Origin of the sequence: Paraburkholderia lebeckiae (assembly GCF_050436225.1) — a bacterium.
Taxonomy (GTDB): domain Bacteria; phylum Pseudomonadota; class Gammaproteobacteria; order Burkholderiales; family Burkholderiaceae; genus Paraburkholderia; species Paraburkholderia tuberum.
In genome coordinates this window covers 3,018,933-3,044,983 of the sequence record NZ_JBNDLU010000001.1, presented here as the reverse complement: position 1 = coordinate 3,044,983, position 26,051 = coordinate 3,018,933, and the positions used below count along the sequence as shown (strand labels likewise).

At 66.2% G+C, this 26,051-nt stretch carries 14 protein-coding genes; 10 read left to right on the top strand and 4 right to left on the bottom strand.

The genetic code is table 11. The features are described 5' to 3' along the window. Positions 1 to 1,602: a GMC family oxidoreductase gene (locus OKW45_RS14200; RefSeq protein ID WP_429469011.1), complete on the bottom strand. Its 1,602-nt coding sequence runs from the start codon at positions 1,600 to 1,602 to the stop codon at positions 1 to 3. A gap of 109 nt (positions 1,603 to 1,711) precedes the next feature. Further along, positions 1,712 to 2,338 carry a sugar dehydrogenase complex small subunit gene (locus OKW45_RS14195; RefSeq protein ID WP_429469008.1) on the bottom strand — a complete coding sequence of 209 codons (627 nt, stop codon included), beginning with the start codon at positions 2,336 to 2,338 and terminating at the stop codon, positions 1,712 to 1,714. A gap of 306 nt (positions 2,339 to 2,644) precedes the next feature. On the opposite strand from OKW45_RS14195, the gene OKW45_RS14190 reads away from it, so the two are divergent. The 8 genes from OKW45_RS14190 to treY all read left to right on the top strand — a co-directional run bounded on the left by OKW45_RS14190 (position 2,645) and on the right by treY (position 22,397). Then, positions 2,645 to 3,307 (top strand): DUF1345 domain-containing protein, encoded by a 663-nt coding sequence (locus tag OKW45_RS14190; RefSeq protein WP_429469005.1) that lies wholly within the window; start codon positions 2,645 to 2,647, stop codon positions 3,305 to 3,307. 532 nt (positions 3,308 to 3,839) lie between these two features. Next, the gene (locus OKW45_RS14185) at positions 3,840 to 7,292 is read left to right on the top strand and encodes a maltotransferase domain-containing protein (RefSeq protein ID WP_429469002.1); all 3,453 of its coding nucleotides are present in this window, start codon (positions 3,840 to 3,842) and stop codon (positions 7,290 to 7,292) included. After that, a complete protein-coding gene (gene treS / locus OKW45_RS14180; protein ID WP_429468999.1) occupies positions 7,289 to 10,756 on the top strand; it encodes a maltose alpha-D-glucosyltransferase in 3,468 nt (1,155 codons plus the stop codon). Before OKW45_RS14185 ends, treS begins: the two co-directional genes overlap by 4 nt. Next, positions 10,749 to 12,959, top strand: coding sequence for a 1,4-alpha-glucan branching protein GlgB (glgB, locus tag OKW45_RS14175; RefSeq protein ID WP_429468996.1), 2,211 nt, complete (start codon positions 10,749 to 10,751; stop codon positions 12,957 to 12,959). Before treS ends, glgB begins: the two co-directional genes overlap by 8 nt. Before the next feature lie 115 nt (positions 12,960 to 13,074). Further along, positions 13,075 to 15,288: a glycogen debranching protein GlgX gene (glgX, locus tag OKW45_RS14170; RefSeq protein ID WP_429468993.1), complete on the top strand. Its 2,214-nt coding sequence runs from the start codon at positions 13,075 to 13,077 to the stop codon at positions 15,286 to 15,288. Positions 15,289 to 15,427: 139 nt separating this feature from the next. Continuing rightward, the gene (gene treZ / locus OKW45_RS14165) at positions 15,428 to 17,332 is read left to right on the top strand and encodes a malto-oligosyltrehalose trehalohydrolase (protein WP_429468991.1); all 1,905 of its coding nucleotides are present in this window, start codon (positions 15,428 to 15,430) and stop codon (positions 17,330 to 17,332) included. After that, the gene (gene malQ / locus OKW45_RS14160; protein ID WP_429468988.1) at positions 17,329 to 19,533 is read left to right on the top strand and encodes a 4-alpha-glucanotransferase; all 2,205 of its coding nucleotides are present in this window, start codon (positions 17,329 to 17,331) and stop codon (positions 19,531 to 19,533) included. The genes treZ and malQ overlap by 4 nt, the downstream gene beginning before the upstream one ends. Continuing rightward, positions 19,530 to 22,397 (top strand): malto-oligosyltrehalose synthase, encoded by a 2,868-nt coding sequence (gene treY, locus OKW45_RS14155; protein ID WP_429468986.1) that lies wholly within the window; start codon positions 19,530 to 19,532, stop codon positions 22,395 to 22,397. Before malQ ends, treY begins: the two co-directional genes overlap by 4 nt. 40 nt (positions 22,398 to 22,437) lie before the next feature. Here the strand turns inward: treY and OKW45_RS14150 are convergent, their stop codons facing one another. Together OKW45_RS14150 and OKW45_RS14145 are read right to left on the bottom strand one after the other, a co-directional pair. Continuing rightward, positions 22,438 to 23,781, bottom strand: a complete 1,344-nt coding sequence (locus OKW45_RS14150; RefSeq protein ID WP_429468983.1) for a hemolysin family protein — start codon at positions 23,779 to 23,781, stop codon at positions 22,438 to 22,440. Positions 23,782 to 23,872: 91 nt separating this feature from the next. Next, complete coding sequence (locus OKW45_RS14145; protein WP_429468980.1) at positions 23,873 to 24,694, bottom strand: sensor histidine kinase; 822 nt, start codon at positions 24,692 to 24,694, stop codon at positions 23,873 to 23,875. 195 nt (positions 24,695 to 24,889) lie between these two features. Here OKW45_RS14145 and OKW45_RS14140 point away from each other — a divergent pair, with 195 nt between their 5' ends. Then, a complete protein-coding gene (locus OKW45_RS14140) occupies positions 24,890 to 25,231 on the top strand; it encodes an FKBP-type peptidyl-prolyl cis-trans isomerase (RefSeq protein WP_018424138.1) in 342 nt (113 codons plus the stop codon). A 19-nt stretch (positions 25,232 to 25,250) separates the two neighbouring features. Beyond that, the gene (locus OKW45_RS14135; protein ID WP_018424137.1) at positions 25,251 to 26,039 is read left to right on the top strand and encodes an AraC family transcriptional regulator; all 789 of its coding nucleotides are present in this window, start codon (positions 25,251 to 25,253) and stop codon (positions 26,037 to 26,039) included. Positions 26,040 to 26,051 lie beyond the last annotated feature (12 nt).

Here is a 26,051-nt window from a genome sequence, read left to right as displayed (position 1 = left end):
TCAGATTTCGCGCTTCAGCTTGTCGCCCAGTTTCAGCGACAGTGCAGCGATCGTCAGCGTGCAGTTCACCGACGCGGCGGTGGGCATCACGCCGCTGCTCGCGATGAACAGGTTCGAATGATCGTGCGTGCGGCAGTCCGCGTCGACGACCGAACTCGCCGCATCGCTGCCCATGATCGTCGTACCCATGATGTGATTGTTGGGCGCGAAGCTGTCGTCGAACGAGACCTCGGTGCCGCCGAATAGCGTCGCGATCTGCGCATACAGTTCGTGCGTATTGGCGGCGCTCTTCTTCACGTAGTCGTTGATCGAGTAGTAGATCTCGGGCTGAGGAATCCCGAGCGCGTCCTTGTGATCTGCCGACGGCACGATGCGGTTCTGCGGCTCCGGCAGATGCTCGTGAAAGCTGTTGATGTTCAGCGTGCGCGCCGCGCGGTCGCGAATCTGCCGGTCGAGTTCGGCGCCGGTCAGGCCTTTTTCCAGCAGGTCGGCGGTGACGCCCATCGTCGGCACGCCGTTCGACAAATGCAGCTTCTTCGACGAGTAATCGGAGCGGAACGCGCCGTCGCGGAAGTTGACGATCGAGGTCATCTCCATCGGCCCGCGGCCGGGCCACAGCGGTTCGTTGGCGAGAAACGTGACGCCGGTGCCGGGATGGTCCATCAGGTTGCGGCCCACCTGATCGGAGCTGTTGCCGACGCCGTGCGGAAATTTGTCGGAGGTCGACATCAACATCAGCTTCGGCGTTTCGATGCCGTTCGCCGCGAGCACGAACAGCTTGCCGGTGAGGCGTGTGCTATTGCCGTTCGGGTCCTTGTAGTGGACCGCGGTGATGAGCCCTTTGTCGTCCGCTTCGATGCGATACACGACCGCTTCGGGAATCAGTTTCGCGCCGGCCTGCTCGGCCTTCTCCGCGTGGATCACACCGTTGTACATCGCGGCGATCGGGCAGATCGGCATGCAGTTGTTGTTGCCGCAGCAGGTGGGCCTCGCATCGTACGGACGGCTGTTGCGCGCGACCGGTTCGGGCACGACCTTGAAGCCCTGCGCGTTGAGCACGTCGCTGAAGCGCTGATCCATGTACGACAGTGGCAACTGCTGCATCGGATAGGGCTTCGAGCGCGGCGAACCGAGATCGATCGAACTATCCGGACCGGACACGCCGAGCTGCACTTCGGCGGCTACGTACCACGGCTCGAGCGTTTCGTACGGATACGGCCAGTCGCGCCCGACGCCATATAGCTTGCGCAACTGGAAGTCCGACGGCAGCAGCCGCCACGCGGCGGCCGCCCAGTGCCAGGTCGTGCCGCCGACGAGCCGCACGTATTGTGAGTTGTACGGATAATCGCCCTTCTGGATCAGGTAGTTGTTCGCGGGCGCGTACTCGGGATGCGGCGCGTAAAGCGTCGACGGATACGGCGTCGCGAAGTCGGACTTGGCCGGCGAGTTGCGGAAGTTCTCGACGATCTGCCAGCGCGGAATGCGCGGCCCCGCTTCGAGCAGGATCACCGACGCGCCCGCCAGCGCCAGCTGATGCGCAACCAGACTGCCGGCGACGCCGGAGCCGACCACGACGATATCGGCGGATTGTGTGTTTGCCATCGTTTCTCTCTTCGATGCCCTGCCTGTTGCGGGCTTTGTTCGTGCGACGCTTGCGGGTCCGGCGTGCTGGTTGCGCTGCTGGCGCGGCCCGCTCGCGGGCTCGCGCGGCTCACGCGGGCGTCGGCTTCTGCGTCCAGTAGAACGGCACGTCGCGGCAATAGGAGGGAATCGTGAGCACGTCTTGGACGGGCTCGAACATCAGCGCCTTTTCATACGCGATCACCTGGACGTGCGGCATGTCGCCGACGAGGCCCAGATACCACGCGCGCATGATCGCGCCGACCGTTTTCGCGAGCGCGGGCTGGTCGGTCTGCAGCGCCTGCTTGACCGTATCGGACGGCACGCCGCCGTGGCCTTGCAGCCACGTGTTCAGCGCCGCGACGTTCTGCGCGAACTGGTTATCGGCACGCGACAGCGCATCGTAGACACGTTGGCCAAGCACGGTATCGAAACTGCTACGACCGGTGAGGTGTTGCGAAAGCGCGAGGAAGGCATCGAGTCCGCCCCCGGCTGGCCGCGTATCGGCGAAGGCGGGCGCGATCCACGACGGCGAACGGCTCGCGCCGGCGAACGCGAGCGCCGCGGCCGTCGCGCACGAGCCGAGCACCCAGGCCCTGCGCGAAGCGGAAAACGACGGTGGCAAGCCGGTGAACCGTGTGGCATTGCGATAAGACTTCGCTCCTTGCCGATGCGTCACGTGGGGATGCGCATCGTTATCCTCAGGAACATCTGTCATGGGGGCTCCAGATGATGAGTCGTTCTCGACGAGCAGCCCGGCGAGGGCATGATGCCGTTCGCGTGCCGCTTCGTTTGCTCTTCCCCAAACCTGGTCTTACGCCGCTTCAGCGGTCTCGTATCCGTGCGCGTGATTCACGCGCGCCGCATGTGTGGTGTTTTCTACCAATCGGCTTTCGACTGAAAGCGGCGCGCAAGGCCGCTGCGGAAGACTATAGCCTGTGACCCACTATTCGACAATCGGTCCGCGTTGCACGCGTAGAATCCGCGACACCGACTGCCCTACACTTCGTCGTTCATCGAGTCCATGTCCATCAACTACTATCCGCAGCTTCTTCGCAATCGGCCCCGCACGGTGATCGGCCTCGTGATCGGGATCGTCGTCGCGTTCCTCGTGCCCGGTCATACGAGTCCGATCGCCCGCACACTGATCGGCTGGGACGCGGCCATCTGGAGCTACCTGCTGATGATCTGGGTGCATATGGCTCTTGCCGACGAGCACCGCGTGCGCGAATACGCGATGCGCGACGACGAAAACGCGGGCGTCGTGCTGGTCGTCATCTGCGTCGCGACGATCGCGAGCGTCGCCGCGATCGTGCTCGAACTCGCGTCGGCCAAGGGCGCGGGCGGCGCAACGACCGTCTGGCATTACCTGCTGACCGGTCTGACGCTGATCGGCGCATGGTTTCTGATTCCGACGATATTCACGCTGCACTACGCGCGCCTCTACTACGACGCGGACGCGCAAGAGACCGCGTTGAAGTTTCCCGATCACCATTTGCTGCCGACCTACTGGGACTTCCTGTACTACTCGTTCACGATCGCGGTCGCGTCGCAGACTTCCGATGTCGTGTTGCGCTCACGCGAAATTCGCCGCGCGACGCTCGCCCAATCGGTCCTGTCGTTCTACTTCAACGTCGCAGTGCTCGGCCTGTGCGTGAACATCGCGGCGGGGCTGCTGGGTTCGTAACACGGCCGTTGCGCGGCGTTCGGATGAATTTCACGCGAATGCCACGCGCGTGCCACATGGCTGCCACGTGAGCGGCGCCGCGGCTTCACGCGTCCGCTTGAACCGCATTCCGTGCAACGCGGGGCCGCTCGTGTAAAACCGGCCCCACGCCATCCCGTTTTACATGCCGGCCACCCGCAGCATGCGTAACAATGCCCGCATTATTGCGCGCGCTCCGTGCGCGCGCGCACCTTCGGCACTCGCCCTCTCACCGTAACCTCCCCGTTTCCGCGCTAGCGCGGTGACCGGCTGCCCGCCGCGTTGGCACACGGTTTGCTCCTCTCTGCGACGAGTGACGACCAGTCCCGCGAGACCGGCGTCTGGCGTCAAAGCACCCGCGACTGGCCAGCAGCGCGACGATCTTTGCACTACATTGACCAGTACGTGCCCCCGCTGACGCATCGCGCGGTATCCGGCTCGGGAAGCCCAATGAGCGCTGTGATCGCATGCGAAGTGCATCCACACCGCAGCAGGACAATTCTGGAAACGACCGATGGAATCTCCAAACGGGTACGCGCCGCGGATTTACTTTTTTCATTCTCTTCTCGTCGGGCCCCTCGATGCCTGGCCCGCGCAGTTCGCTCACGCGGCCGGGCTCGGCTTCGATCATGCGTTGATCGGCGGGCTGTTCGAGCCCGGCCAGGCCGGCCATGGCCAGGTGGTCGGCAATCACGCTCGGCTGCATCCGGTGTTCGAGGCGCAGCATTCGGTGCACGACGCCGTGCGCATGCTCGCCGATGCCGCGCGCCGCAACAACCTGACGCTGCTGGTCGATCTCGTGATCGACCGCATGGCCGCCGACGGCGTGCTGTACAGCGAGCATTCGGACTGGTTTCACGCGCGTGAGTCCGAGCTCGCACGGCTCGATCCGCGCCACGTGCATCGCGAAGACAACGTTGCCTACGCGAATTTCGACGATCCCGCGACGAGTGCCTCGCTGAGCGTATGGTGGACCCAGCAACTGCTCGCGCTCGCCGAGGCGGGTGTCGGCGGCTTCCGTTTCGATTCGCCGCATCGCGTGCCGGCTGCCGTATGGCGGCACCTCGGCGATGAAGTGCGCGCGAAGCATCCGCACGTGCGCTTTCTCGCGGCAACGCCGGGCCTGTCGCGCGGCGATCTGCCCGGTCTCGAAGCAGCCGGCTTCGACAGCGCGTTTTCGTCGGTGCGCTGGTGGGATTTCCGTTCGAGCTGGATGGCCGAGGAGCATGCGGCGCTCGCGCGCGTTGGTGCGCCGATCGCCTTTCCCGAAGCGCCGTACGGTAGCCGCCTCGCCGCCGAGCTGAGCGACGTGCATGATGCGGCGATCGTCGAGCGGGCGTATCGACGCGCGCTGTTCACGTCGGTTGCATTGGGCAGCGGCTGGATGATGCCGATGGGCTTCGAATACGGCATCGCCGAACCGATGTCGCAAACGCGCGGCGACTCCGCGCAGTTCGCCCGCGCCGCGCAGTCGCGCCGCTTCGATCTGAGCGCCGCCGTCACCCAGGCCAACGACTTCGCGCGCAACACGCCGACGCTGCACGCGAACGGTGAATTGCGCCCATTAAGCGGCCCCGGCGCATCGGCCGCGGTTCTGCTGCGCGGCGACGCAGCCGATCTGCGCGACGCCAGCGAAGCAGTCCTGATCGTCGTGAATCCCGAACTCGGCGCGCCAGTGCGTGTCGATCCCGCGCGCTTCCTCGCGGGCGTGCCGGGCAGCTTTACGCGCTTCGCGCCGCTCGACGCGCGCGGCCGAACCGAACCCGCGGCACTCGTGCCGTTCGCGCTCGCGCCCGGTGCGGTGCGGCTGCTGCGCGCGTTCGCGGAACAGCCGATCTGCCTCGCGCCGCCCATCGACAAGGCGAACAGCAAGCGCAGCGGCCGCAAGACAGTGCTCGACGCGATCGAAGCGCCGCGCGTCGCGATCGAGAGCGTGTCGCCGTCGGTGGAGAACGGTCGCTTCGCGGCCAAGCGCAGCGTCGGCGAGCGCGCGGAAATTCGCGCGGCGATCTTCGCCGAAGGTCACGACAAGATCGCGGCTGCCGTGCTGTGGCGCGCGGCCGACGAAACCGCGTGGCACGAAGAACTGATGGCGCCCGCGCCGCCGGCCGGGCTCGACTTGTGGAGCGCGCGCATTCCGCTCGAGCGGATCGGCCGCTACGAGTTCACCGTGATCGCGTGGCGCGACGACTTCGCGTCGCTCGTCGAGCACATCCAGAAGAAGCTGAAGGCGAACCAGACCGTCGAGATAGAACTCGACGAAGCCGCGCATCTGTTCGCACTCGTGCTCGCCGAAGTCGAGACGACCGAAGGCGCCGACACGGAGCCGCTCGAACACATCGTGCTCGACTTCCAGAAGGCCGACGCCGAACAGAAGCTTGCAGTGATTCTCGCGCCCGCCACAGCGAAGGCGATGACCGCCGCGCGCCATCGCCCGTTTCTGAGCCGCGACTCCGTGATCTACAAGATCGGCGCGGAACGCACCGCCGCCTATTTCGCGAGCTGGTACGAGATCTTCCCGCGCTCGATGAGCGACGACGAGTCGCGCCACGGCACGTTCGCGGACGTGACCGCGAAGCTGCCGCGCATCCGCGACATGGGCTTCGACGTGCTGTACTTCCCGCCGATCCACCCGATCGGCCTCGCGAACCGCAAGGGCCGCAACAACACGCTGACCACGCAGCCGGGCGATGTGGGCAGTCCCTATGCGATTGGCGGCGCCGAGGGCGGTCACACCGCCGTCCATCCGCAGCTCGGCACGCTCGAAGATTTCAAGGCGATGCTCGCCGCCGCGCATGCGCATGGCCTCGAGATCGCGCTCGACTTCGCGATCCAGTGCTCGCCCGATCACCCGTGGCTGAAGGAGCATCCGACGTGGTTCGCGTGGCGCCCCGACGGCACGCTGCGCTACGCCGAAAATCCGCCGAAGAAGTATCAGGACATCGTCAACCCGGACTTCTACGCGCACGACGCCAAGCCCGGCCTGTGGCTCGCGTTGCGCGACGTGATCCTGTTCTGGGTCGACGCGGGCGTGCGCATCTTCCGCGTCGACAATCCGCACACCAAGCCGCTGCCGTTCTGGGAATGGATGATCGCCGACGTGCGCGCGCGCCATCCCGACGCGATCTTCCTCGCCGAAGCGTTCACGCGGCCGCGCATGATGAACCGGCTCGGCAAAATCGGCTTCTCGCAGTCGTACACGTACTTCACGTGGCGCGAGTCGAAGCGCGATTTCACCGAGTACATGGGCGAACTCACGCAGACCGGCGCGCGCGATTTCTATCGGCCGAACTTCTTCGTCAATACGCCGGACATCAACCCGCGCCATCTGCAATCGCAGGGGCGCACGGGCTTTCTGATCCGGGCGGCGCTGGCCGCGACACTGGCCGGCCTGTGGGGCGTGTATAGCGGCTTCGAACTGTGCGAGGCCACCGCGCTGCCGAACAGCGAAGAGTATCTGGACTCCGAAAAGTATCAGTTGCGGGCGTGGGACTGGCACCGGCCCGGCAATATCGTCGGCGAGATCACCGCACTGAACCGCATCCGTCGCGCGAATCCGGCGCTGCAAACGCATCTCGGTCTCACGTTCCTCGCCGCGCACAACGACCACATCCTGTGCTTCGAGAAAGCGACCGAATCGCGCGACAACGTGATCGTCGTCGCGATCAATCTCGATCCGTTCAACGAGCAGGGCGCGGACATCGAGTTGTCATGGGACACGTTCCAGCGCTGGCATCTACACGATCACGCCACGCTCGAAGTGATCGACCAGATGACCGGTGCACGCTTCGAATGGCACGGACGCTGGCAACACGTGCGGCTCGGCTCGGGCCAACCCTTCTCGATCTGGCGCATCGCGCCGCTTGGCGGCCTGCCCGCCGATCGCCCCGAGGACAGCGACCACGATCCCGACAGCGCTCCTCAAGCAGACGCTGTCAACCCAACCTGGATGGAAGGTGGAACATGAAGCGCGACGATCCAGCCCAAACCGCGCACGAGGCGCAAACGGCCGTGGCCGTCGGCACCGCGGCGAAGGTACGCACGCGCCGGCGCGGTAAACCCGCGGCCCTCAGCGACGATCCGCTGTGGTACAAGGACGCGATCATCTATCAGGTGCACATCAAGTCGTTCTTCGATGGGAACAACGACGGCGTCGGCGATTTCCCCGGTCTGATGGCCAAGCTCGACTACATCGCCGAGCTCGGCGTCAACGCGATCTGGCTGCTGCCGTTCTATCCGTCGCCACGCCGCGACGACGGCTACGACATCGCCGACTACCGCAACGTACATCCCGACTATGGTCAGCTCGCGGACGTGCGGCGCTTCATCCAGGAAGCGCACGCGCGCGGCATCCGCGTGATCACCGAGCTCGTCATCAACCACACGTCGGATCAGCACCCGTGGTTCCAGCGCGCGCGCCGCGCGAAGCCCGGCTCGAACTATCGCAACTACTATGTGTGGTCCGATACCGATCAGAAGTACGCGGAGACGCGCATCATCTTCATCGACTCGGAGCCGTCGAACTGGACGCACGATCCGGTTGCGGGCGCGTACTACTGGCACCGCTTCTACTCGCACCAGCCCGATCTGAACTTCGACAATCCGGCGGTAATGAGAGAGGTGCTGCAGGTGATGCGTTTCTGGCTCGACATGGGCATCGACGGGCTGCGGCTCGATGCGGTGCCATACCTCGTCGAACGTGAAGGCACCAACAACGAGAACCTGCCTGAGACGCACGAGGTCCTGAAGCGGATTCGCGCGACCATCGACGCCGAGTACCCGAACCGGATGCTGCTCGCCGAGGCCAACCAGTGGCCCGAGGACGTGAAGGAGTATTTCGGCAACGAAGACGAATGCCATATGGCGTTCCACTTCCCGCTGATGCCGCGCATCTACATGTCGATCGCGAGCGAAGACCGCTTCCCGATCACCGACATCATGAAGCAGACACCGGAACTCCCCGAATCGAACCAGTGGGCGATCTTCCTACGCAATCACGACGAGCTGACGCTCGAAATGGTCACCGATTCCGAGCGTGACTATTTGTGGAACACCTATGCGAGCGATCGCCGCGCACGTTTGAATCTCGGCATTCGCCGCCGTCTCGCGCCGCTGATGGAGCGCGACCGCCGCCGCATCGAGCTGATCAACTCGCTGCTGCTGTCGATGCCCGGCACGCCGGTCATCTACTACGGCGACGAACTCGGCATGGGCGACAACATCCACCTCGGCGACCGCGACGGCGTGCGCACCCCGATGCAGTGGTCGTCGGATCGCAACGGCGGCTTCTCGCGCGCCGACCCTGAGCAACTGGTGCTGCCGCCCGTGATGGGTACGCTGTACGGCTTCGACGCGGTCAACGTCGAAGCGCAGAGCCGCGACCCGCATTCGCTGCTGAACTGGACCCGCCGCATGCTTGCGACGCGGCGCGCGAAGCAGACCTTCGGACGCGGCACGATCCGCTTTTTGAAGCCGGAAAACCGCAAGATTCTCGCGTATCTGCGCGAGATGCCCGGCGAGGCGCCGATTCTGTGCGTCGCGAATCTGTCGCGCGCGCCGCAAGCGGTCGAGCTCGAACTGTCAGAATTCAACGGCTTCGTGCCGATCGAGATGACCGCCGATTCGGTGTTCCCCGCGATCGGCCAGTTGACCTATCTGCTGACGTTCCCGCCATACGGCTTCCTGTGGTTCATGCTGTGCGAAGGCGGCGGGCGTCCGACATGGGCGCAGGCGCATTCCGTGCCGCTGCCGGAGTTCGTCACGATCGTGATCCGCGAAGGACAATCCGGGCCGACACCCGAAAACGTGCGGCTGCTGGAATCAGAGGTGCTGCCGTCGTGGCTGAGCCGGCGCCGCTGGTTCGCGTCGAAAGATCAGAAGATGCACGCGGTGCGGCTCGCCGCGCTGACCACGATCCCGAACGGCGGCTTCGCGTTCACCGAAATCGAAGCGGACGTCGGCAACCACACCGAACGCTACGTGGTGCCGATCGCGATCACGTGGGGCGGCGAAACCACCACGCCGCTGTTCATGCAATTGGCGCTTGCGCGCGTGCGGCGCGGCCGCAACGTCGGCCATCTGACCGACGCGTTCGCGCTGCCGATCTTCGCGCACAACGTGCTGCGCAAGCTGCGCGAGCGCGCGGTCGTGCCGACCGTGCAGAAGAGCGAGATCAAGTTCCTGCCGACCGAGCGCTTCGCCGAACTCGACGATCTCGGCGAGCGGCCCGAGATTCGCTGGCTCGCGGCCGAACAGAGCAACAGCTCGCTGATCGTCGCCGATGCCGCGGTGCTGAAGCTGGTGCGACGACTTGTCAGCGGCATCCATCCGGAAGCGGAAATCAGCCGCTATCTGACGCAGCTCGGCTATGCGAACACCGCGCCGCTGTATGGCGAAGTGGTGCGCGTCGATCCCGAGGGTGTGCCGCATACGCTCGCGATCCTGCAGGGCTTTATCGACAATCAGGGCGATGCGTGGAACTGGTCGCTCGACTATCTGCGCCGCTCGGTCGACGAACTCGCGATCGCGATCGACACCGAAACGCAGACCGTACCCGATCGCACGAACGAGTCGATTCTGCTGGACGGTTACGGCGAACTCGCGGGCATCATCGGCCGCCGGCTCGGTGAGTTGCACGTCGCGCTCGCCACGCCGAGCGACGACCCCGCGTTCGCGCCGGAACCGGCCAACGCCGACCAGGTGAAGGCGTGGGTCGACGCGACGCAGACGATGCTCGCGGCCGCGCTCGATCTGCTCGCGCCGCGCATCGCGGACATGAGCGACGCGGACACGAAGGGGCTCGCGCAAAGTCTGATCGATCGCCGCGCCGCGCTCGTCGAGGCCGTCGACAATCTCGTGCCGGGGAACGCGGGCGCGTTGCGCATCCGCATCCACGGCGACTTCCACCTCGGCCAGGTGCTGGTCGCGCACGGCGACGCGTACCTGATCGACTTCGAGGGCGAGCCAGCGCGTTCGCTCGACGAGCGTCGCCAGAAATCGAGCCCATTGCGTGACGTGGCCGGTCTGATGCGCTCGCTCTCGTATGCGAGCGCGGCCGCGCAATCGACCACCGAAAGCGCGCCGCAACAGACCGCCGATCGCAAGCGCGCGCTGTTCGAGCGCTTCCGCGCGCACGCGACCGGCGCGTTCCTCGCGGAATATCGCGCGGCCGCCGCGCAGTCGCCGACGCCGCTCGTCGCGCCCGAATCCGAGGAGGCGCTGCTCGATCTGTTCCTGATCGAGAAGGCCGCCTACGAAATCCGCTACGAAGCGGCCAACCGACCGGCGTGGCTCGGCTTGCCGGTGCGCGGCCTCGCGGCGCTCGTGAGCCGGCTGCTCGGCGACACCGGCAGGCCGCCGCACCACGATCCATCAACCCAGGCGCCTGGCGCCGCCACACCGCCTAACCCGGCCGAGGGCGACTATGAGTGAGCATGATCCGGCCGCAGGCCTTCAACCCGTCGATATCGACGCGCTCGTCGAAGCGCGTCACCCCGATCCGTTTTCGCAGCTCGGGCTGCATCAGACGGACGCGGGGCCGATCGTGCGCGCGCTGCTGCCGAACGCCGCGCACGTCACCGTGATTTCGCGCGCTGATGGCGCGACGCTCGGCGAACTCGAACAGCTGCGCCCTGGCCTGTTCGCGGGCCGCATCACGTCGGCGATGCCGTATCGCTTGCGCATCGACTGGCATGGTGTGGCGCAGGAAGTGGAGGATACCTATTCATTCAGTCCGGTGCTCGGCGACGAGCCGCTCGAACGTCTCGCGCACGGCGATCCGTATGCGGTGCTCGAATGTCTGGGCGCGCGGCCGGTCGACATCGACGGTGTGCCGGGCGTGCGCTTTGCGGTGTGGGCGCCGAATGCGCGGCGCGTGTCGGTGGTCGGCGACTTCAATGCGTGGGACGGCCGCCGCCATCCGATGCGGCTGCGTCACCAGGCGGGCGTGTGGGAGCTGTTCGTGCCGCGCGTCGGCGCCGGCACGCGCTACAAGTACGAGCTGCTGTCGCGCGACGGCCATCCGCTGCCGCTGAAGGCCGACCCGTGCGCGATGCAGACGGAAAAGCCGCCGGGCACCGCATCGATCGTCGCACACGTCGACGAGATCGAGCAGTTTCCGTGGACCGATCACGAGTGGATCCAGTCGCGCGCCGACAAGCAGACCGCGCGCACGCCGGTCACGATCTACGAAGTGCACGCGGAGTCCTGGCTGCGCATCGCCGAGGAAGGCCAGCGTGGTCTCGTCTGGGAAGAGCTCGCCGAGCGGCTGATTCCCTACGTGAAGGGTATGGGCTTCACGCACATCGAATTTCTGCCGATCGCCGAGCATCCGTTCGGCGGTTCGTGGGGCTATCAGCCGCTCGGGCAGTTCGCGCCGTCCGCGCGCTTCGGCAAGCCCGAGCAGTTCGCGCGTTTCGTCGATCGCGCGCACGAAGCAGGGCTCGGCGTGATTCTCGACTGGGTGCCCGCGCATTTCCCGAACGACGCGCATGGCCTGATCGATTTCGACGGCACGCCGCTCTACGAGCATGCCGATCCGCGCGAAGGCTATCACCAGGACTGGAACACGATGATCTACAACCTCGGCCGCAACGAGGTCAGCGCGTTCCTGATCGCGTCGGGGCTCGCGTGGTTGAAGCGCTATCACGTCGACGGCCTGCGCGTCGATGCGGTCGCGTCGATGCTGTATCGCGACTACTCCCGCGCGGCCGGCGAGTGGGTGCCGAACATCTATGGCGGCCGCGAGAATCTCGAATCGATCGCGTTCCTGAAGCGCTTGAATCACGAAGTCCGCTATGTGCCGGGCGCCCCCGGCGCGATCACGGTCGCCGAGGAATCGACCGCATGGCCGGGCGTGACCGCGCGCCTCGCGGACGGCGGCCTCGGCTTCGACTTCAAGTGGAACATGGGCTGGATGCACGACACGCTGCACTACATGCACGAAGACCCGGTGTATCGCCAGTTTCACCACCACAACATGACGTTCGGCATGGTGTACGCATATTCCGAGCGCTTCGTGCTGCCGCTTTCGCACGATGAGGTGGTGCACGGCAAAGGCTCGCTACTCGGCAAGATGCCCGGCGACCGCTGGCAGCGTTTCGCTAATCTGCGCGCGTACTTCGGATTCATGTGGACGCACCCAGGCAAGAAGCTGCTGTTCATGGGCGGCGAATTCGGCCAGATGGCGGAGTTCGACCATGACGGCTCGCCGCATTGGCATCTTCTCGACGATTCGAACCACCACGGCGTGCAATTACTGGTGCGCGACCTGAACCATCTGTATCGCAACGAGCCCGCGCTGCATCTGCTCGACAGCGAACCGGGCGGCTTCGAATGGTTGATCGGCGACGACAGCGGCAACAGCGTGTTCGCCTATCGGCGCACCGACGGCGCGGGCCAGGAGTTCGTCGTGGCGTGCAACATGACGCCGGTGCCGCGGCTCGGCTATCGGCTCGGCATGCCGCGCGGCGGACGCTGGGTGGAAGTGCTGAATACCGATGCAGGCGTGTATGGCGGCTCGAACATGGGCAACGGCGGGCTGATTCATTCCGACCATGTATCGAGCCACGGCAGGCCATATTCCGCCGCGCTGACCTTGCCCCCGCTCGCGACGATCGTATTGCGCGCGGACTGAGGAAACGTGCCGTAACCCGGGCGCGCGGCGCACAGGCAGCCGCCGCGCGCCCGTTGCATGAGGACCCCGGCAGACCCGAGCTCCAGCTCGACAATCAGAACAGGAAAGGGAAATCATGTCGCATGCGTTGCCCGACCGGTTGCTGCCCGGCTCGCCGTATCCGCTCGGCGCGAACTGGGATGGGCTGGGCGTCAACTTCGCGGTGTTCTCGGCCAATGCGCAGAAAATCGAGCTATGCCTGTTCGACTCAACCGGCCGCAAGGAGATTCGCCGCTTCACCATGCCCGAATGCACCGACGAGATCTGGCACGGCTATCTGCCGAACGCGCATCCGGGCACCGCGTACGGATTTCGCGCGCATGGACCGTATCAGCCGCATTTCGGGCATCGTTTCAATCCGCACAAGCTGCTGCTCGACCCGTATGCGCGCAAGCTCGTCGGGCAGTTTCGCTGGTCCGACGCGCTGTTCGGCTATCGCGTGCATTCGAATCGCGCGGACCTTTCGATCGACCGGCGCGATTCCGCGCCCGCGATGCCCAAGTGCGTCGTGATCGACGAGGCGTTCGACTCGTCGCACGACAGGCGGCCCGACGTGCCGTGGGGCGAGACCGTGATCTACGAAACGCACTTGCGCGGCGCGTCGATGCTGCGCTCTGATCTGCGCCAGCATGAACGCGGCACGTTCGCGGCGCTCGCGTCGCCGGAGTTCATCGAGCATCTGCTGAAGCTCGGCGTGACCACAGTCGAGCTGCTGCCCGTGCACGCGTTTCTGAATGACCGCTTCCTCGTGGAGCGCGGCCTGCGCAATTACTGGGGCTACAACACGGCAGCGTTCTTCGCGCCGGAGCCGACCTATCTGAGCACGCACCGGCTCGACGAAATGCGCATCGCCGTGCGCCAACTGCACGCGGCCGGCATCGAGGTGATTCTCGACGTGGTCTACAACCACACTTGCGAAAGCAATGAGATGGGCCCGACCATTTCATGGCGCGGCCTCGACAATGCCAGCTATTACCGGCTGATTCCCGGCGACGAGCGTCACCATATCAACGACACGGGCTGTGGCAACACGGTCAATCTGCCGCATCCGCGCGTGCTGCAGATGGTGATGGATTCACTGCGCTACTGGTCGACCGCGTTCAATATCGACGGCTTCCGTTTCGATCTCGGCGTGACGCTCGGGCGCGAAAGCCACGGCTTCGATCCGGGCTCGGGCCTGTTCGACGCGTTGCGCCAGGACCCGGTGCTATCGCAACGCAAGCTGATTTCCGAGCCATGGGATATCGGCCCTGGCGGCTATCAGCTCGGCAATCATCCGCCGGGATTCAGCGAATGGAACGACCGTTTCCGTGACACGGTGCGACGTTTCTGGCGTGGCGATGCCGGCCTGCGGCCCGACCTCGCCGCGCGCCTGACCGGGTCGGCCGATCTGTTCAACCGGCGGCATCGCAAGCCGTGGGCGTCGATCAACTTCGTCACGTCGCATGACGGCTTCACCTTGGCCGATGTCACCGCGTACGAGAAGAAGCACAACGAAGCCAACCTGGAAGACAACAACGACGGCCACAACGAGAATTGCAGCCGCAATTGGGGTCTCGAAGGCGCGACCGACGACCCCGCGATCCTCGCGACCCGCCGTCGCGTGTCGCGCTCGCTGATCGCGACACTGATGATCGCGCTCGGCACGCCGATGCTGCTCGCCGGCGACGAAGCGCTGCGCACGCAGCGCGGCAACAACAATGCGTACTGTCAGGATAACGACCTATCCTGGATCGACTGGGACCTCGCGGATTCGCCGGAAGGTCAGCGCATGACCGAGTTCGTCGCGCGCGTGATCGGGTTGCGCAAGCGCCATCCGCTGCTACGTGAAACGCGCTTTCTGTTCGGCGACCGCGAAGTGCTGCCCGGTCTGTTCGACGTCGGCTGGTTCGACGAACACGGCGATCCGCTGACTATCGAAGCGTGGCAGGACCCGGAGGGACGCGCGTTCACGTTGCGTCGCGCGGGTCCAGGCCTGAATGGCGAAACCGAAGTATTGTTACTGATGCTCAACGCTCACGAGGAACCGCTGCAGTTCGCGCCTCCCGCGCCGCACCTGGAATGGCATGTGCTGTTAGACACGGCCGATCCGGAACGCGCGCCGCAGCGGCTCGCGACGGCCGAACTCGAGGTTGCCGCGCACGGCCTCGTGATACTCGCCGCGCAGCCGACCGGCGAAGCGGATTGGCAAGCCGGCTGGGTGGCTGGCGCGCAGCACGGGCCGCGGCTGTTGACCGCGCTGCCGCCCGATCCGGGCGCGCAGACCGCAAAAGACGACGGTTCGCAATGAACGATGCACTGCGGCGACCTCCTTCGAGCGTGAACCAATCGCACCGCAGCCGGGGTGGCAAGAATGTTGCGACGCAATGCCTGCTTGCGTTGCGTCGCATTGCCGTCCAGGCTCGTTAGCAGATTCGAATGGTGAACACATGTCTGAAAGTCCGATTGATCCTCACACGCATCATCATGCGCACTGCCTGCCGTTCAGCGCGCAGTTGATCGGCGCGAGCGGCACGCGACCGCGCACGCGGTTCCGTTTTTGGGCACCGTCGTGCAACAGCGTGCAGGTGGTCGTCGAAAATGGCCCCGCGCAAGGCGCGCACGACATGGCTCCGACCGGCAACGGCTGGTTCGAGATCACCGTGGAGAGCGGCGCGGGCACGCTGTATCGGTTCCAGCTCGACGACGGCCAGGCGGTGCCCGATCCGGCCTCGCGGTTCCAACCGCGGGACGTGCACGGCCCGAGCGAGGTCATCGATCCGCGCGCCTACCATTGGGAACACACCGAATGGCACGGCCGGCCCTGGGAAGAGACGGTGCTGTACGAATTGCACGTCGGTGCAATGGGCGGGTATGCGGGCGTGCAAAAGCGCCTGCCCGAGCTCGCCGCGCTCGGCGTCACCGCAATCGAACTGATGCCGTTGAACGACTTTCCCGGTCGTCGCAACTGGGGTTACGACGGCGTGTTGCCGTACGCGCCCGACTCAGCATACGGCCGCCCCGAAAAACTGAAGGCGCTGATCGACGCCGCGCATGGTGTGGGCCTGATGGTGTTTCTCGACGTCGTCTACAACCACTTCGGACCGGACGGCAACTATCTGCATACTTACGCGGAGCCGTTTTTCCGCGCAGGCGTGAACACGCCGTGGGGCCCCGCGATCGACTTCGAGCGCAGCGAAGTCAGCGACTTCTTCACCGACAACGCCGTCTACTGGATCAACGAGTACCGCTTCGACGGACTGCGCTTCGATGCGGTGCATGCGATCGACAATCCCGAGTGGCTGCGCGAGCTGTCGGACCATATCCGCGCGCACGTGCAGCATGGCCGCCACGTGCATCTGGTGCTCGAAAACGAGCACAACAGCGCGAGCCTGCTCGACGCGCATTTCGACGCACAATGGAACGACGACGCGCACAACACGCTGCACGTGCTGCTGACCGGCGAAACCGAAGGCTATTACCACGCGTATGCAAACGAACCGATTCGCCGGCTCGCGCGAGTGTTGTCCGAAGGCTTCGCGTATCAGGGCGAGCCGTCGCCGCTGCACGATGGTGCGCCGCGTGGCGAAGCGAGCGCGCATCTGCCGCCGACGTCGTTCGTGATGTTTTTGCAGAACCACGATCAGATCGGCAACCGTGCGTTCGGCGAACGTCTGCGCAAGCTGACCTCGGATGACGCGCTGCGCGCGGCGACCGCGCTGCTGTTGCTGTCGCCGCAAATTCCGCTGCTGTTCATGGACGAGGAGCATGGTTCGACGCAACCGTTCCTGTTTTTCACCGACTACACCGGCGATCTCGCCGACGCGGTGCGCGAAGGGAGACGCCGTGAATTCGCGCGCTTTGCCGCGTTCAGCGATGAGAAGCGCCGCGCGCAGATTCCCGATCCGAACGATGCCCAGACCTTCGCCGCCTCGTCGCCACCCGCGCCCGATGTAAAGCCGACGCCGGATCGGCTCGACTGGATGCATTACTACAAGTCCGCGCTCGCGGTGCGCGCGAAGCTGATCACGCCGCGCCTGAAACACACGAAGGCGTGCGGCGCGACCGTGCTGCGCGATGCCGGTGGCAGCGACGCGAACGCGCTGATCGCGCGCTGGAAACTCGGCGATGGCGAGACGCTGTCGATTGCGCTGAATCTGTCGCAGCAGAACGTCGCGTTCGACGCCATCCCCGACGGCAAGATCATTTTCGAAACACCGCCGCGCGCGCGCGAACAGGCCGACGCGCGGGTGTTGCCCGCGCATGCGTGCATCGCGTGGCTGACCGGCGACATCAACGAATTCGCGAGCCGCCACGATGCGCGCATCGCATCGCACGAGGAGCAGCGCGCGTGACGACCCGACGCCCCAACGACAGGCTCGCCGCGCTCGCCACCCGCGCAGGCTTCGAGGTGGAGTGGCAGGACGCGCACCACAATACGCAGCATGTGCCCGAAAAGACACTTGGCACGCTGCTCGAACGCATGGGTCTGCCGTGCGGCAACGCCACGGATATCCGCCACAGCGCCGCTGCTCTGGAGGCCGAACTATCGGGCCGTAGGCTGCCGCCGCTGATGACCGCGGTGATCGGGCGTGGCATCGCGCTGCCCGCTGCCGCGGTCAAGTCGGGCAGCCATTACCGGATCGAGCTGGAGAGCGGCTCGATCATCGACGGCAGATTCACCGCGCCGAAAGGCGAGGAAGCGCTGCTCGCGCCGATCGACGAAGCCGGCTATCACGCGCTCGTGATCAACGACCAGCGCATAACGCTCGCGGTCGCGCCGCCGCGCTGCTACACCGTCGCCGACGCGTGGCGCACGCTGCACGGCGGCGACGGAGAAGGCGAACGCGAAGCCGCGCCGCCCGCGCCGCCACTGTGGGGCATCGCCGCGCAACTGTATGGCTTGCGCCGCACCGGCGACGGCGGCATCGGCGATTACACGGCGCTCGCGCAGCTGGCGCGGCACGGCGCGCAGCGCGGCGCGCACGCGCTCGCCGTCAGTCCGACCCACGCGATGTTCAGCGCGCAGCCCGAGCGCTTCAGCCCGTATGCGCCGTCGTCGCGTTTATGGCTGAACGTCACGCATATCGATCCGGCCGCGGTGTTCGGCACGGATGCATCAGCGTCCGCATCGGCGCAAGCCGGCAAAGCGTGGTCCAAATACGAAGACCTGCCGCTGATCGATTGGCCGCACGCGACCCCGCTGAAGCTCACGGTTTTGCGCGCGCTGTACGAGCAGTTCAGCGCCAACGAGCGCCCGCGGCACTCGCCGCGCGCGCTCGAATTTCACGGCTTCTGCGAACGCGCGGGGCGCGCGCTCGAAGATCACGCGCGCTTCGAAGCGCTGCAGGCCGCGCAGCTCGCGCAAGGCGGCGACGGCCATTGGCGCAACTGGCCCGACGCCTTGCGCGACCCACGCAGCCCCGAAGTCGAGGCGTTCGCCGCCGCGCATCGCAACGAGGTCGACTTTCATCTGTTCCTGCAGTGGCTGGCATCGCGCGGGCTGTTGCACGCTCAGCACACCGCGCGCGAAGCCGGCATGGCGGTCGGCCTGATCGCCGATCTCGCGGTGGGTTGCGACAGCGCCGGCAGTCATGCATGGTCCTATCCCGACGACATGCTGCAGGGCGTGTCGGTCGGCGCGCCGCCCGATCTCTTCAATCAGGCCGGCCAGTCGTGGGGACTCACGACCTTTTCGCCGCGCGCGATGCGCACACAAGGCTTCGCCGCGTTCATCGACATGCTGCGCGCGGCGTTCGCGCATGCCGGCGGCATCCGCATCGATCACATCCTCGGCTTGCGGCGTCTGTGGCTCGTGCCCGAAGGCGAAAGCGCGCGCAATGGCGCGTATCTGCGCTATCCGCTCGAAGACCTGCTGCGGCTGATCGCGCTCGAATCGTGGCGGCATCGCGCGATCGTGATCGGCGAGGACCTCGGCACCGTGCCGTCCGGGTTTCGGGAGCGGCTCGACGAGCACGGCATCGAGGGGATTCGCGTGCTGTGGTTCGAAGGCGCCCCCGACGGCAACGGCTTCAAGGCGCCGGCCGATTGGGACCGCTACGCGGTCGGCACGACGACCACGCACGATCTGCCGACCGTCGCCGGCTGGTGGCGCGGCAGCGACATCATGTGGCGCAACCGCATCGGCCAGACGATGGCGCGCGCCGACGGGCGCGATCCCGAGGAAGCGGCGCTCGAAGAGCGCGCGCAGCAGCGCGCCGACTTGTGGCGCGCGTTCCAGCAAGCGGGCGTGGCCGCGCCCGATGTCGCGCCGCCGGACGCCGACAACGCGCCGGTCGACGAAGCGCTCGCATTCGTCGCCGCGACACCAGGGCCACTCGTCACGTTTCCGCTCGAAGACCTGCTCGCGCTCGACGAGCAACCGAACCTGCCGGGCTCGATCGACGAACATCCGAACTGGCGCCGCCGCATGACGCTGCCCGTCGACGCGATGTTCGACGACCCCGTGTTTACCGACCGCCTGCTGGCCGTCGACGGCGCGCGCCGCGCCGCCGCGCGTTCATCCAACACTTCCGCGGAGCCTGACACGCCATGACCGTTCCACGCTCCACACTGCGCCTCCAGTTCCATCGAGGCTTCACGTTCGACGACGCCGCGCGACACGTCGACTACTTCGCCGCGCTCGGCATCAGCCACCTGTACGCGTCGCCGATCACGACGGCCGAGCCCGGCTCGATGCACGGCTACGACACCGTCGACTACAACCAGGTCAGTGCCGAATACGGCGGCGAGGCGGGCCTGAAGCGCCTCGTCGACAAGCTGCGCGCGCACGACATGGGGCTCATCGTCGACATGGTGCCGAATCATATGGGCGTCGGCGGGTCGAGCAACGCGTGGTGGCTCGACATCCTCGAATGGGGCCGCCACAGCTCGTATGCGCGACATTTCGACGTCGACTGGCATTCGCCCGATCCCGCGCTGCGCGGCAAGGTGCTGCTGCCGACGCTCGGCGCGTCGTACGGCGAAGAACTGGCGGCGGGCCGCATCGGGCTGCATTTCGCGGCCGACAGCGGACGCTTTCAAATCGGCTACGGTCCGCACGTGTTCCCGATCTGCCCGGTCGATTACGCGGCGATCCTGCAAGGCGCCGACCGCGCCGATCTGAGCGCGCTCGCGAATCGCTTTCAGGGACTCACCACGCAGCCCGCCGACCAACCACGCGCCGCCGAGGCGCGCGACGAGTTGCGCGAGTTCGTCGCGCGCGAAGGCGAGTCGGCGATCGAGTTCGTGCTGGAGACTTACGCGCCTGAGGATCCGGTCACGCGCGACCGGCTGCATCGGCTGATCGAGCGGCAGCATTTCCGGCTCGCGTGGTGGCGCACCGCCTCCGACGAAGTGAACTGGCGGCGCTTCTTCGACATCTCGACGCTCGCCGGCGTGCGCGTCGAGCGGCCCGAGGTGTTCGAGGCAGTGCACGCGCTGATCTTTCGCCTCTATCGCGAAGGGCTCGTCGACGGCTTGCGGATCGATCACATCGACGGGCTCGCCGAGCCGCGCGAATACTGCCAGCGTTTGCGCCAACGGCTCAGCGAGTTGCGCGACACAGCGCCGTACGTGTTGGTGGAGAAGATTCTCGGCCGTGGCGAGCCGTTGCGCGACGATTGGCCCGTCGACGGCACGACCGGCTACGACTTCATGAGCGACGTCGGCGCGCTGCTGCACGATCCGGCCGGCGCGGACCCGCTCGCCGGTACGTGGGCCGAGCTCACCGGCCGCAGCGCGCGCTTCGCCGATGAAGCGCACGCTGCGCGGCGCAAGATTCTCGCGGAAAACTTCTCCGCGGAACTGGACCGCGCGGCGCGCGCGCTGCATCGGATCGCACGCGATTCGCTGAGCACGCGCGACTTCACGTACCCGGCGCTGCGCCGCGTGCTGACCGAACTGGTCGTGCATTTCCCCGTGTACCGCATGTATCCGCTGGGCGGACTGCGCAGCGCCGCCGACAACGTCTATTTCGAGGAGGCGCTCGCGGGCGCGCGCGCTTCGCTGCCGCGCTCGGACCATGCGGCGCTCGAGCGCGTGAATGCGTGGCTCGGCGGCAGCGCCGAAGAAGCCCCGCCCGCGCGCCCCGGCGCGCAGTCGCAGCAGCAGGCGCAAGGCGGCGGAGCGCCGCCGCATGCGGGCTCGTCCCGGCGCAGCGCGCAAACGCTGTTTTCGCAGCTGACCGCGCCGCTCGCCGCCAAGGCGATCGAGGACACCGCGTGCTATCGCTACGGCCGTCTGCTGTCGCGCAACGAAGTCGGCTCGGACCCGGGCGAGTTCGCGCTGTCGGTGGAGCGGTTTCATGCGGGCAATCTCGAGCGCGCGCAACGTTTTCCTCATGCGATGCTTGCGACCGCCACGCACGATCACAAGCGCGGCGAAGACGTGCGCGCGCGGCTCGCGGTGCTCAGCGAGATCGCCGACGAATGGGGCGCGACGTTGCGTGCATGGTCGACGTTGAACGCGCCGCAGCGTCGAGCGCTCGACGGCACGCCGATCAGCAGCGTGAGCCAGGACAAGAGCGACGCATGGGCTCCCGGCCCCGCCGCCGAGGCGATGCTGTATCAAACGCTGGTGGGCTGCTGGCCGCCGGCGCTGCGCGCCGACGACGAAGCCGGCGTCAAGGAGCTGGCCGAGCGCGTCGCGCAATGGCAGTTGAAGGCGCTGCGCGAGGCGAAGCTGCAAACCAGCTGGCTCGCGCCCGACGAAGCTTACGAGGCCGGCTGCCGCGAATTCCTGTTCGGTATCCTTGCGCCGCAGCGGCGCGACGCCTTTCTGAAGGAGCTGTCGGCGTTCGTCGAGCGCATTGGTCGCGCGGGCGCGCTCAACAGCCTGCAGCAGACGGTGTTGCGCGTCGCGTCGCCTGGGATCCCTGATCTTTATCAAGGCACCGAGCTGTGGGACTTCAGCCTCGTCGACCCGGACAATCGGCGGCCCGTCGATTTCGCGAAACGCGAGGCGTGGCTGCCGCAGTCGCAAACGCCGCCGTCGGAATTTCTGGCGGACTGGCGCGACGGGCGCGTAAAGCTCGCGGTGATCCAGCGCGTGCTGGCGTTGCGCGCGCATCTGCCGGAGCTGCTGAGTCAGGGCACGTATCTGCCGCTCACGGTGCGCGGCGCGCATGCGTCGAGTGTGATCGCGTTCGCGCGGCGGCATGGCAATGCGTGGGCCGTGGTGATTGCCAGCCGGTTGGCCGCGCGACTGCTTGGCGATGATGCTGGTCTGCCGCTCGTCGAGCCGGCGCAATGGGCGGATACGGCCATCGAAATGCCGCCCGATCTGTCGGCGCGTGCGCTGTTCGATTGGCTGAGCCCCGCCGCGCCGAAAGTCGACGATCACGGGCTGCTGTATCTGCGCGACGCGCTCGCGGCGATGCCGGTCGCGGTGCTGGTGGAGGATGGGGTGCCTCGAAGCTAAGGCGGCCAAAAAGGGTTGAGGCTTCGGGTTGGTTCGGGCCTCAACCGTCCTCGTCGTCGAACACCTTCGGATACACGCGCACGAGCACGATGCGCGGTCCCTTCATCTTCTTGACCACGACGTCGAAGTCTTCGAACTCGACGCGCTGCCCTTCGCTCGGCAGATCGTTGAGCGCCTGGATCACGAGCCCGCCCACCGATTCGGCCTTGCCTTCATCGATGTCGATACCCAGTGCACGTTCGAGCGACACCACCGGCAAGCTGCCCTTGCCCATCAGCGTGCCGTCGTCCATGCGGGTCCAGTCGGCGTCGCCCTGGCGGAATTCATCGTGGATCTGCCCGACCAGCGCGCCGAGCAGGTTGTCGAGCGTCAGGAAGCCGATCGGTTTCGCGTTCTTGTGGCCGACCAGCGCGAAGTGCGGCGCGCCCTTGCGAAAGCGCCGGAACAGATCGAGCGCCGGCATGTCCGGCTTCACGTACTGCACGGGGCGGACGTAGCGCGACAGGTCGTCGAGCGTGCTGCCCGCCTGGCGCGCGAGCAACAGGTCCTTCAGGTGGATCATGCCGGCCACGCGTTCGCCCGATGCATCCTCGAATAGCGGATAGCGGCTGAAGCGGTGCCGCGCGACCACCTGCATGTTGTCGCGCAGCGGCAGATCGCGCCGCAGGCACACCATTTCATGCGACGGCCGCATCAGGTCCGATACGGTCATTCGTGAGAAGTCGAGCGAGTGCGCGATCGTGTTCCATTCGTCCTGGCTGTACGCGCCGGTCGACGCACCGAGTTCGCTCGCGACGTTCGCGCGGCGGCCGCGCAGGATCAGCTTGAGTTCCTCGGTCGAGTAATGCGAGTCATGACCTTGGTCGGTATCGAGCCCCGCGGCCTTCAGCACCGCGTTCGCGCTCGTGTTGAGCAGCCAGATGGCCGGGTACATGGCCCAATAGAAACCGTACAGCGGCGCGGCGGCCCACAGCGAAATTTTCTCCGCCTCGCGAATCGCGAGCGACTTCGGCGCGAGTTCGCCGACCACGATATGCAGGAACGAAATACACGAAAACGCGAAGAACAGTGAAATGCCATGCATCAGCTTCTCGGACTCCACGCCGATCACGGTGAAAAGCGGCATCAGCAGTTGCGCGAACGCCGGTTCGCCGATCCAGCCGAGGCCGAGCGACGCGAGCGTGATGCCGAGCTGACACGCCGACAGATACGCGTCGAGCTGTCCGTGCACCTTCGCGAGCAGACGTCCGCGCATGCCATGCTGGGTGGCGAGGCTTTGCACGCGGGTCTGCCGCAGTTTGACCAGACCGAATTCGGCGGCGACGAAAAAACCGTTGAGTGCAACCAGAAACATTGCACCGATAAGAGCGACAACCTGGATCAAAGCGACGGGCTCCGGCAACAAAAGTTGTCAGTATAGGGGCTGAAAGCTCGATGAAATCTTGATTGTGCGCCAATGCATTCGCGCGCGACGCTCATTTCGGCGCCGCCGCGCTGAACGGCACGCGCAGCACGAGCGTGGCGGGGGTCGCGGTGACGCCGTCCGCTTCCGTCGTATCGCTTTGCTCGAAGCTTCCGCCGTGCGCCTCCGCGACGCGTTTGCACAACGCGAACACCCACGCGATGCGCTTCGCCTCGCGCGGTTCGCCCGCCTGCTTGCGCGCGAACGCTTCGAGCACATGCGGCAGCGCGGCGTCGTTCAACGCGGCCTCGTTCGGCTCGTAAGTGACGCTTGCGTGCCATGTGCCGTTGTCCGCGCGCGCGGCCAGTGCGACCTCGGTGCCCCGCGCGCTCGCTTCGACGGCGAACGTCAGCATCAGCCACACCGCGGCGGCGAGCCGAGCGCGGTCGCCGTTCAGTTGCTCGGTGGCGATCTGCGAGTCGAGCCGCACTTCGACGCCGCGCGCGCGGGCGAGGCCGGTGCGGACTTCGTCGACGGTTTCGTCGAGCAGCGGATGCAGCGGAAAGGGTTCATACGTGAGCGCGAGCGATTTCGTTTCGGCGCGCGTCGCATCGACGATCGTCTCGAGCAGCTTCACCTGCTGATCGACTCCGCTGCGAATGCCCGTGATCGCGCGCTGCGAATTGGGATCGTTCGCGTCGAGCTTGCGCTCGAGCACGTACGCCCAGCTATGAATCGCATTCAACGGACCGCGCAGGTCGTGCGACACCAGCGACAGCACGTGATCGCGCATGAACAACGCGGTTTCCGCGCGCAGCAGCGCGCTGCGTTCGGTGATGACGAAGCCGGCCGACGCCGGCTGGGCGCCAGCAGTCCCGTTGGGTGACGTAGTCACGATCGAGTCCTCTCAGGCAATGCTGGATGATGGGCGGAAGCCTCATTATAGGCATCCCGGTCGGACCGACCAGTCGAGGCCGAATCGCCACGCGGGACGCAATCCGCATGCCATGCGCGGAACCGGACCGGACTCGGCGATCGACGTCAACGCGCCTACAATGTCGGTTTTACGTTTTGATCTGAGGAGCAACGCATGTCGACTGTGACGACCGAATCCGGCCTGAAGTACGAAGATCTCGTGGAAGGCACCGGCGCCGAAGCCGTGGCCGGCAAGACCGTGACCGTGCATTACACGGGCTGGCTGACCGACGGCCAGAAGTTCGATTCGAGCAAGGACCGCAATGACCCGTTCGCGTTCGTGCTGGGCGGCGGCATGGTCATCAAGGGCTGGGACGAAGGCGTGCAAGGCATGAAGGTCGGCGGCAAGCGCAAGCTGACCATTCCGCCGCAACTCGGCTACGGCGTGCGCGGCGCGGGCGGGGTGATTCCGCCGAACGCGACGCTCGTGTTCGAAGTCGAACTGCTCGAAGTCTGAGTTACACCAAAGTATTGTCATGAGCCACGCCGCCGTCGCCGCCCCCAACGTTTCGCTGCGCTGCTATGGCGCGATCGAAGCGTCGGACGTGCACGACTTCCACCAGGTCGTGCTGGGGCTCGACGGCGCAATGGTGATGGCGGTAGACGGCGTCGCCGAGCAGATCGACGCCGGCTCCGCATGGCTGATCCCGGCCGGCGCGCGGCACGATTATGCGGGTGTCGGCACGAACCGGCAGCTCGTGCTCGATTTGCCTGCGGCGTCGCTGGCGGTGCCCGAGCGGTTGTTCGAGCGCGCGCGCGCCGTGGCCGTCGATCCGTCGCTCGCGCAGCTCGTGCACGCGATTGCCGCGCATGCTGCGGGCGGCGTGGGCGAAGCGCAAGGTAATGCCTTCGGTCACCGTCGCTTTCATTGGGATGCTGCGGCACGCCTGGGCGCCGCGCTTGTCGCCGATTCCGGGGCACTTGCCGGTGTGCAGAGCGAAGGCGTTCGTCTCGATTTCGCGCGCATCGACCGCTGGCTGCGCGCGCATCTGTCCGAGCCGCTGAAGATCGCGGACCTCGCCGCGCACTGCGGCTTCGGCATGCGGCGTTTTCATCAACTGTTTATCGATGCGTTCGGCGAGACGCCGCATCGCTATTTGCAGCGGCTGCGGCTCGACACGTCGATCACGCTGCTTGCGGACCCGCGTCTTTCGTTGACTGACATCGCGCTCGAGATCGGCTTCGGGGATCAGAGCGCTTACACGCACGCGTTCACGCGGCGTTTCGGGCTGCCGCCCGGGCAGTGGCGCGCGTTACGGCACTGAGCGCGGCGGAGG

Excerpts from the sequence above, each read along its gene's own strand:
- OKW45_RS14185 (WP_429469002.1), top strand. The coding sequence starts at position 3,840 with ATGGAATCTCCAAACGGGTACGCGCCGCGGATTTACTTTTTTCATTCT.
- OKW45_RS14200 (WP_429469011.1), bottom strand. The coding sequence starts at position 1,602 with ATGGCAAACACACAATCCGCCGATATCGTCGTGGTCGGCTCCGGCGTC.
- glgB (WP_429468996.1), top strand. The coding sequence starts at position 10,749 with ATGAGTGAGCATGATCCGGCCGCAGGCCTTCAACCCGTCGATATCGAC.
- glgX (WP_429468993.1), top strand. The coding sequence starts at position 13,075 with ATGTCGCATGCGTTGCCCGACCGGTTGCTGCCCGGCTCGCCGTATCCG.
- OKW45_RS14140 (WP_018424138.1), top strand. The coding sequence starts at position 24,890 with ATGTCGACTGTGACGACCGAATCCGGCCTGAAGTACGAAGATCTCGTG.
- OKW45_RS14135 (WP_018424137.1), top strand. The coding sequence starts at position 25,251 with ATGAGCCACGCCGCCGTCGCCGCCCCCAACGTTTCGCTGCGCTGCTAT.
- treZ (WP_429468991.1), top strand. The coding sequence starts at position 15,428 with ATGTCTGAAAGTCCGATTGATCCTCACACGCATCATCATGCGCACTGC.
- OKW45_RS14195 (WP_429469008.1), bottom strand. The coding sequence starts at position 2,338 with ATGACAGATGTTCCTGAGGATAACGATGCGCATCCCCACGTGACGCAT.
- OKW45_RS14190 (WP_429469005.1), top strand. The coding sequence starts at position 2,645 with ATGTCCATCAACTACTATCCGCAGCTTCTTCGCAATCGGCCCCGCACG.
- treS (WP_429468999.1), top strand. The coding sequence starts at position 7,289 with ATGAAGCGCGACGATCCAGCCCAAACCGCGCACGAGGCGCAAACGGCC.
- treY (WP_429468986.1), top strand. The coding sequence starts at position 19,530 with ATGACCGTTCCACGCTCCACACTGCGCCTCCAGTTCCATCGAGGCTTC.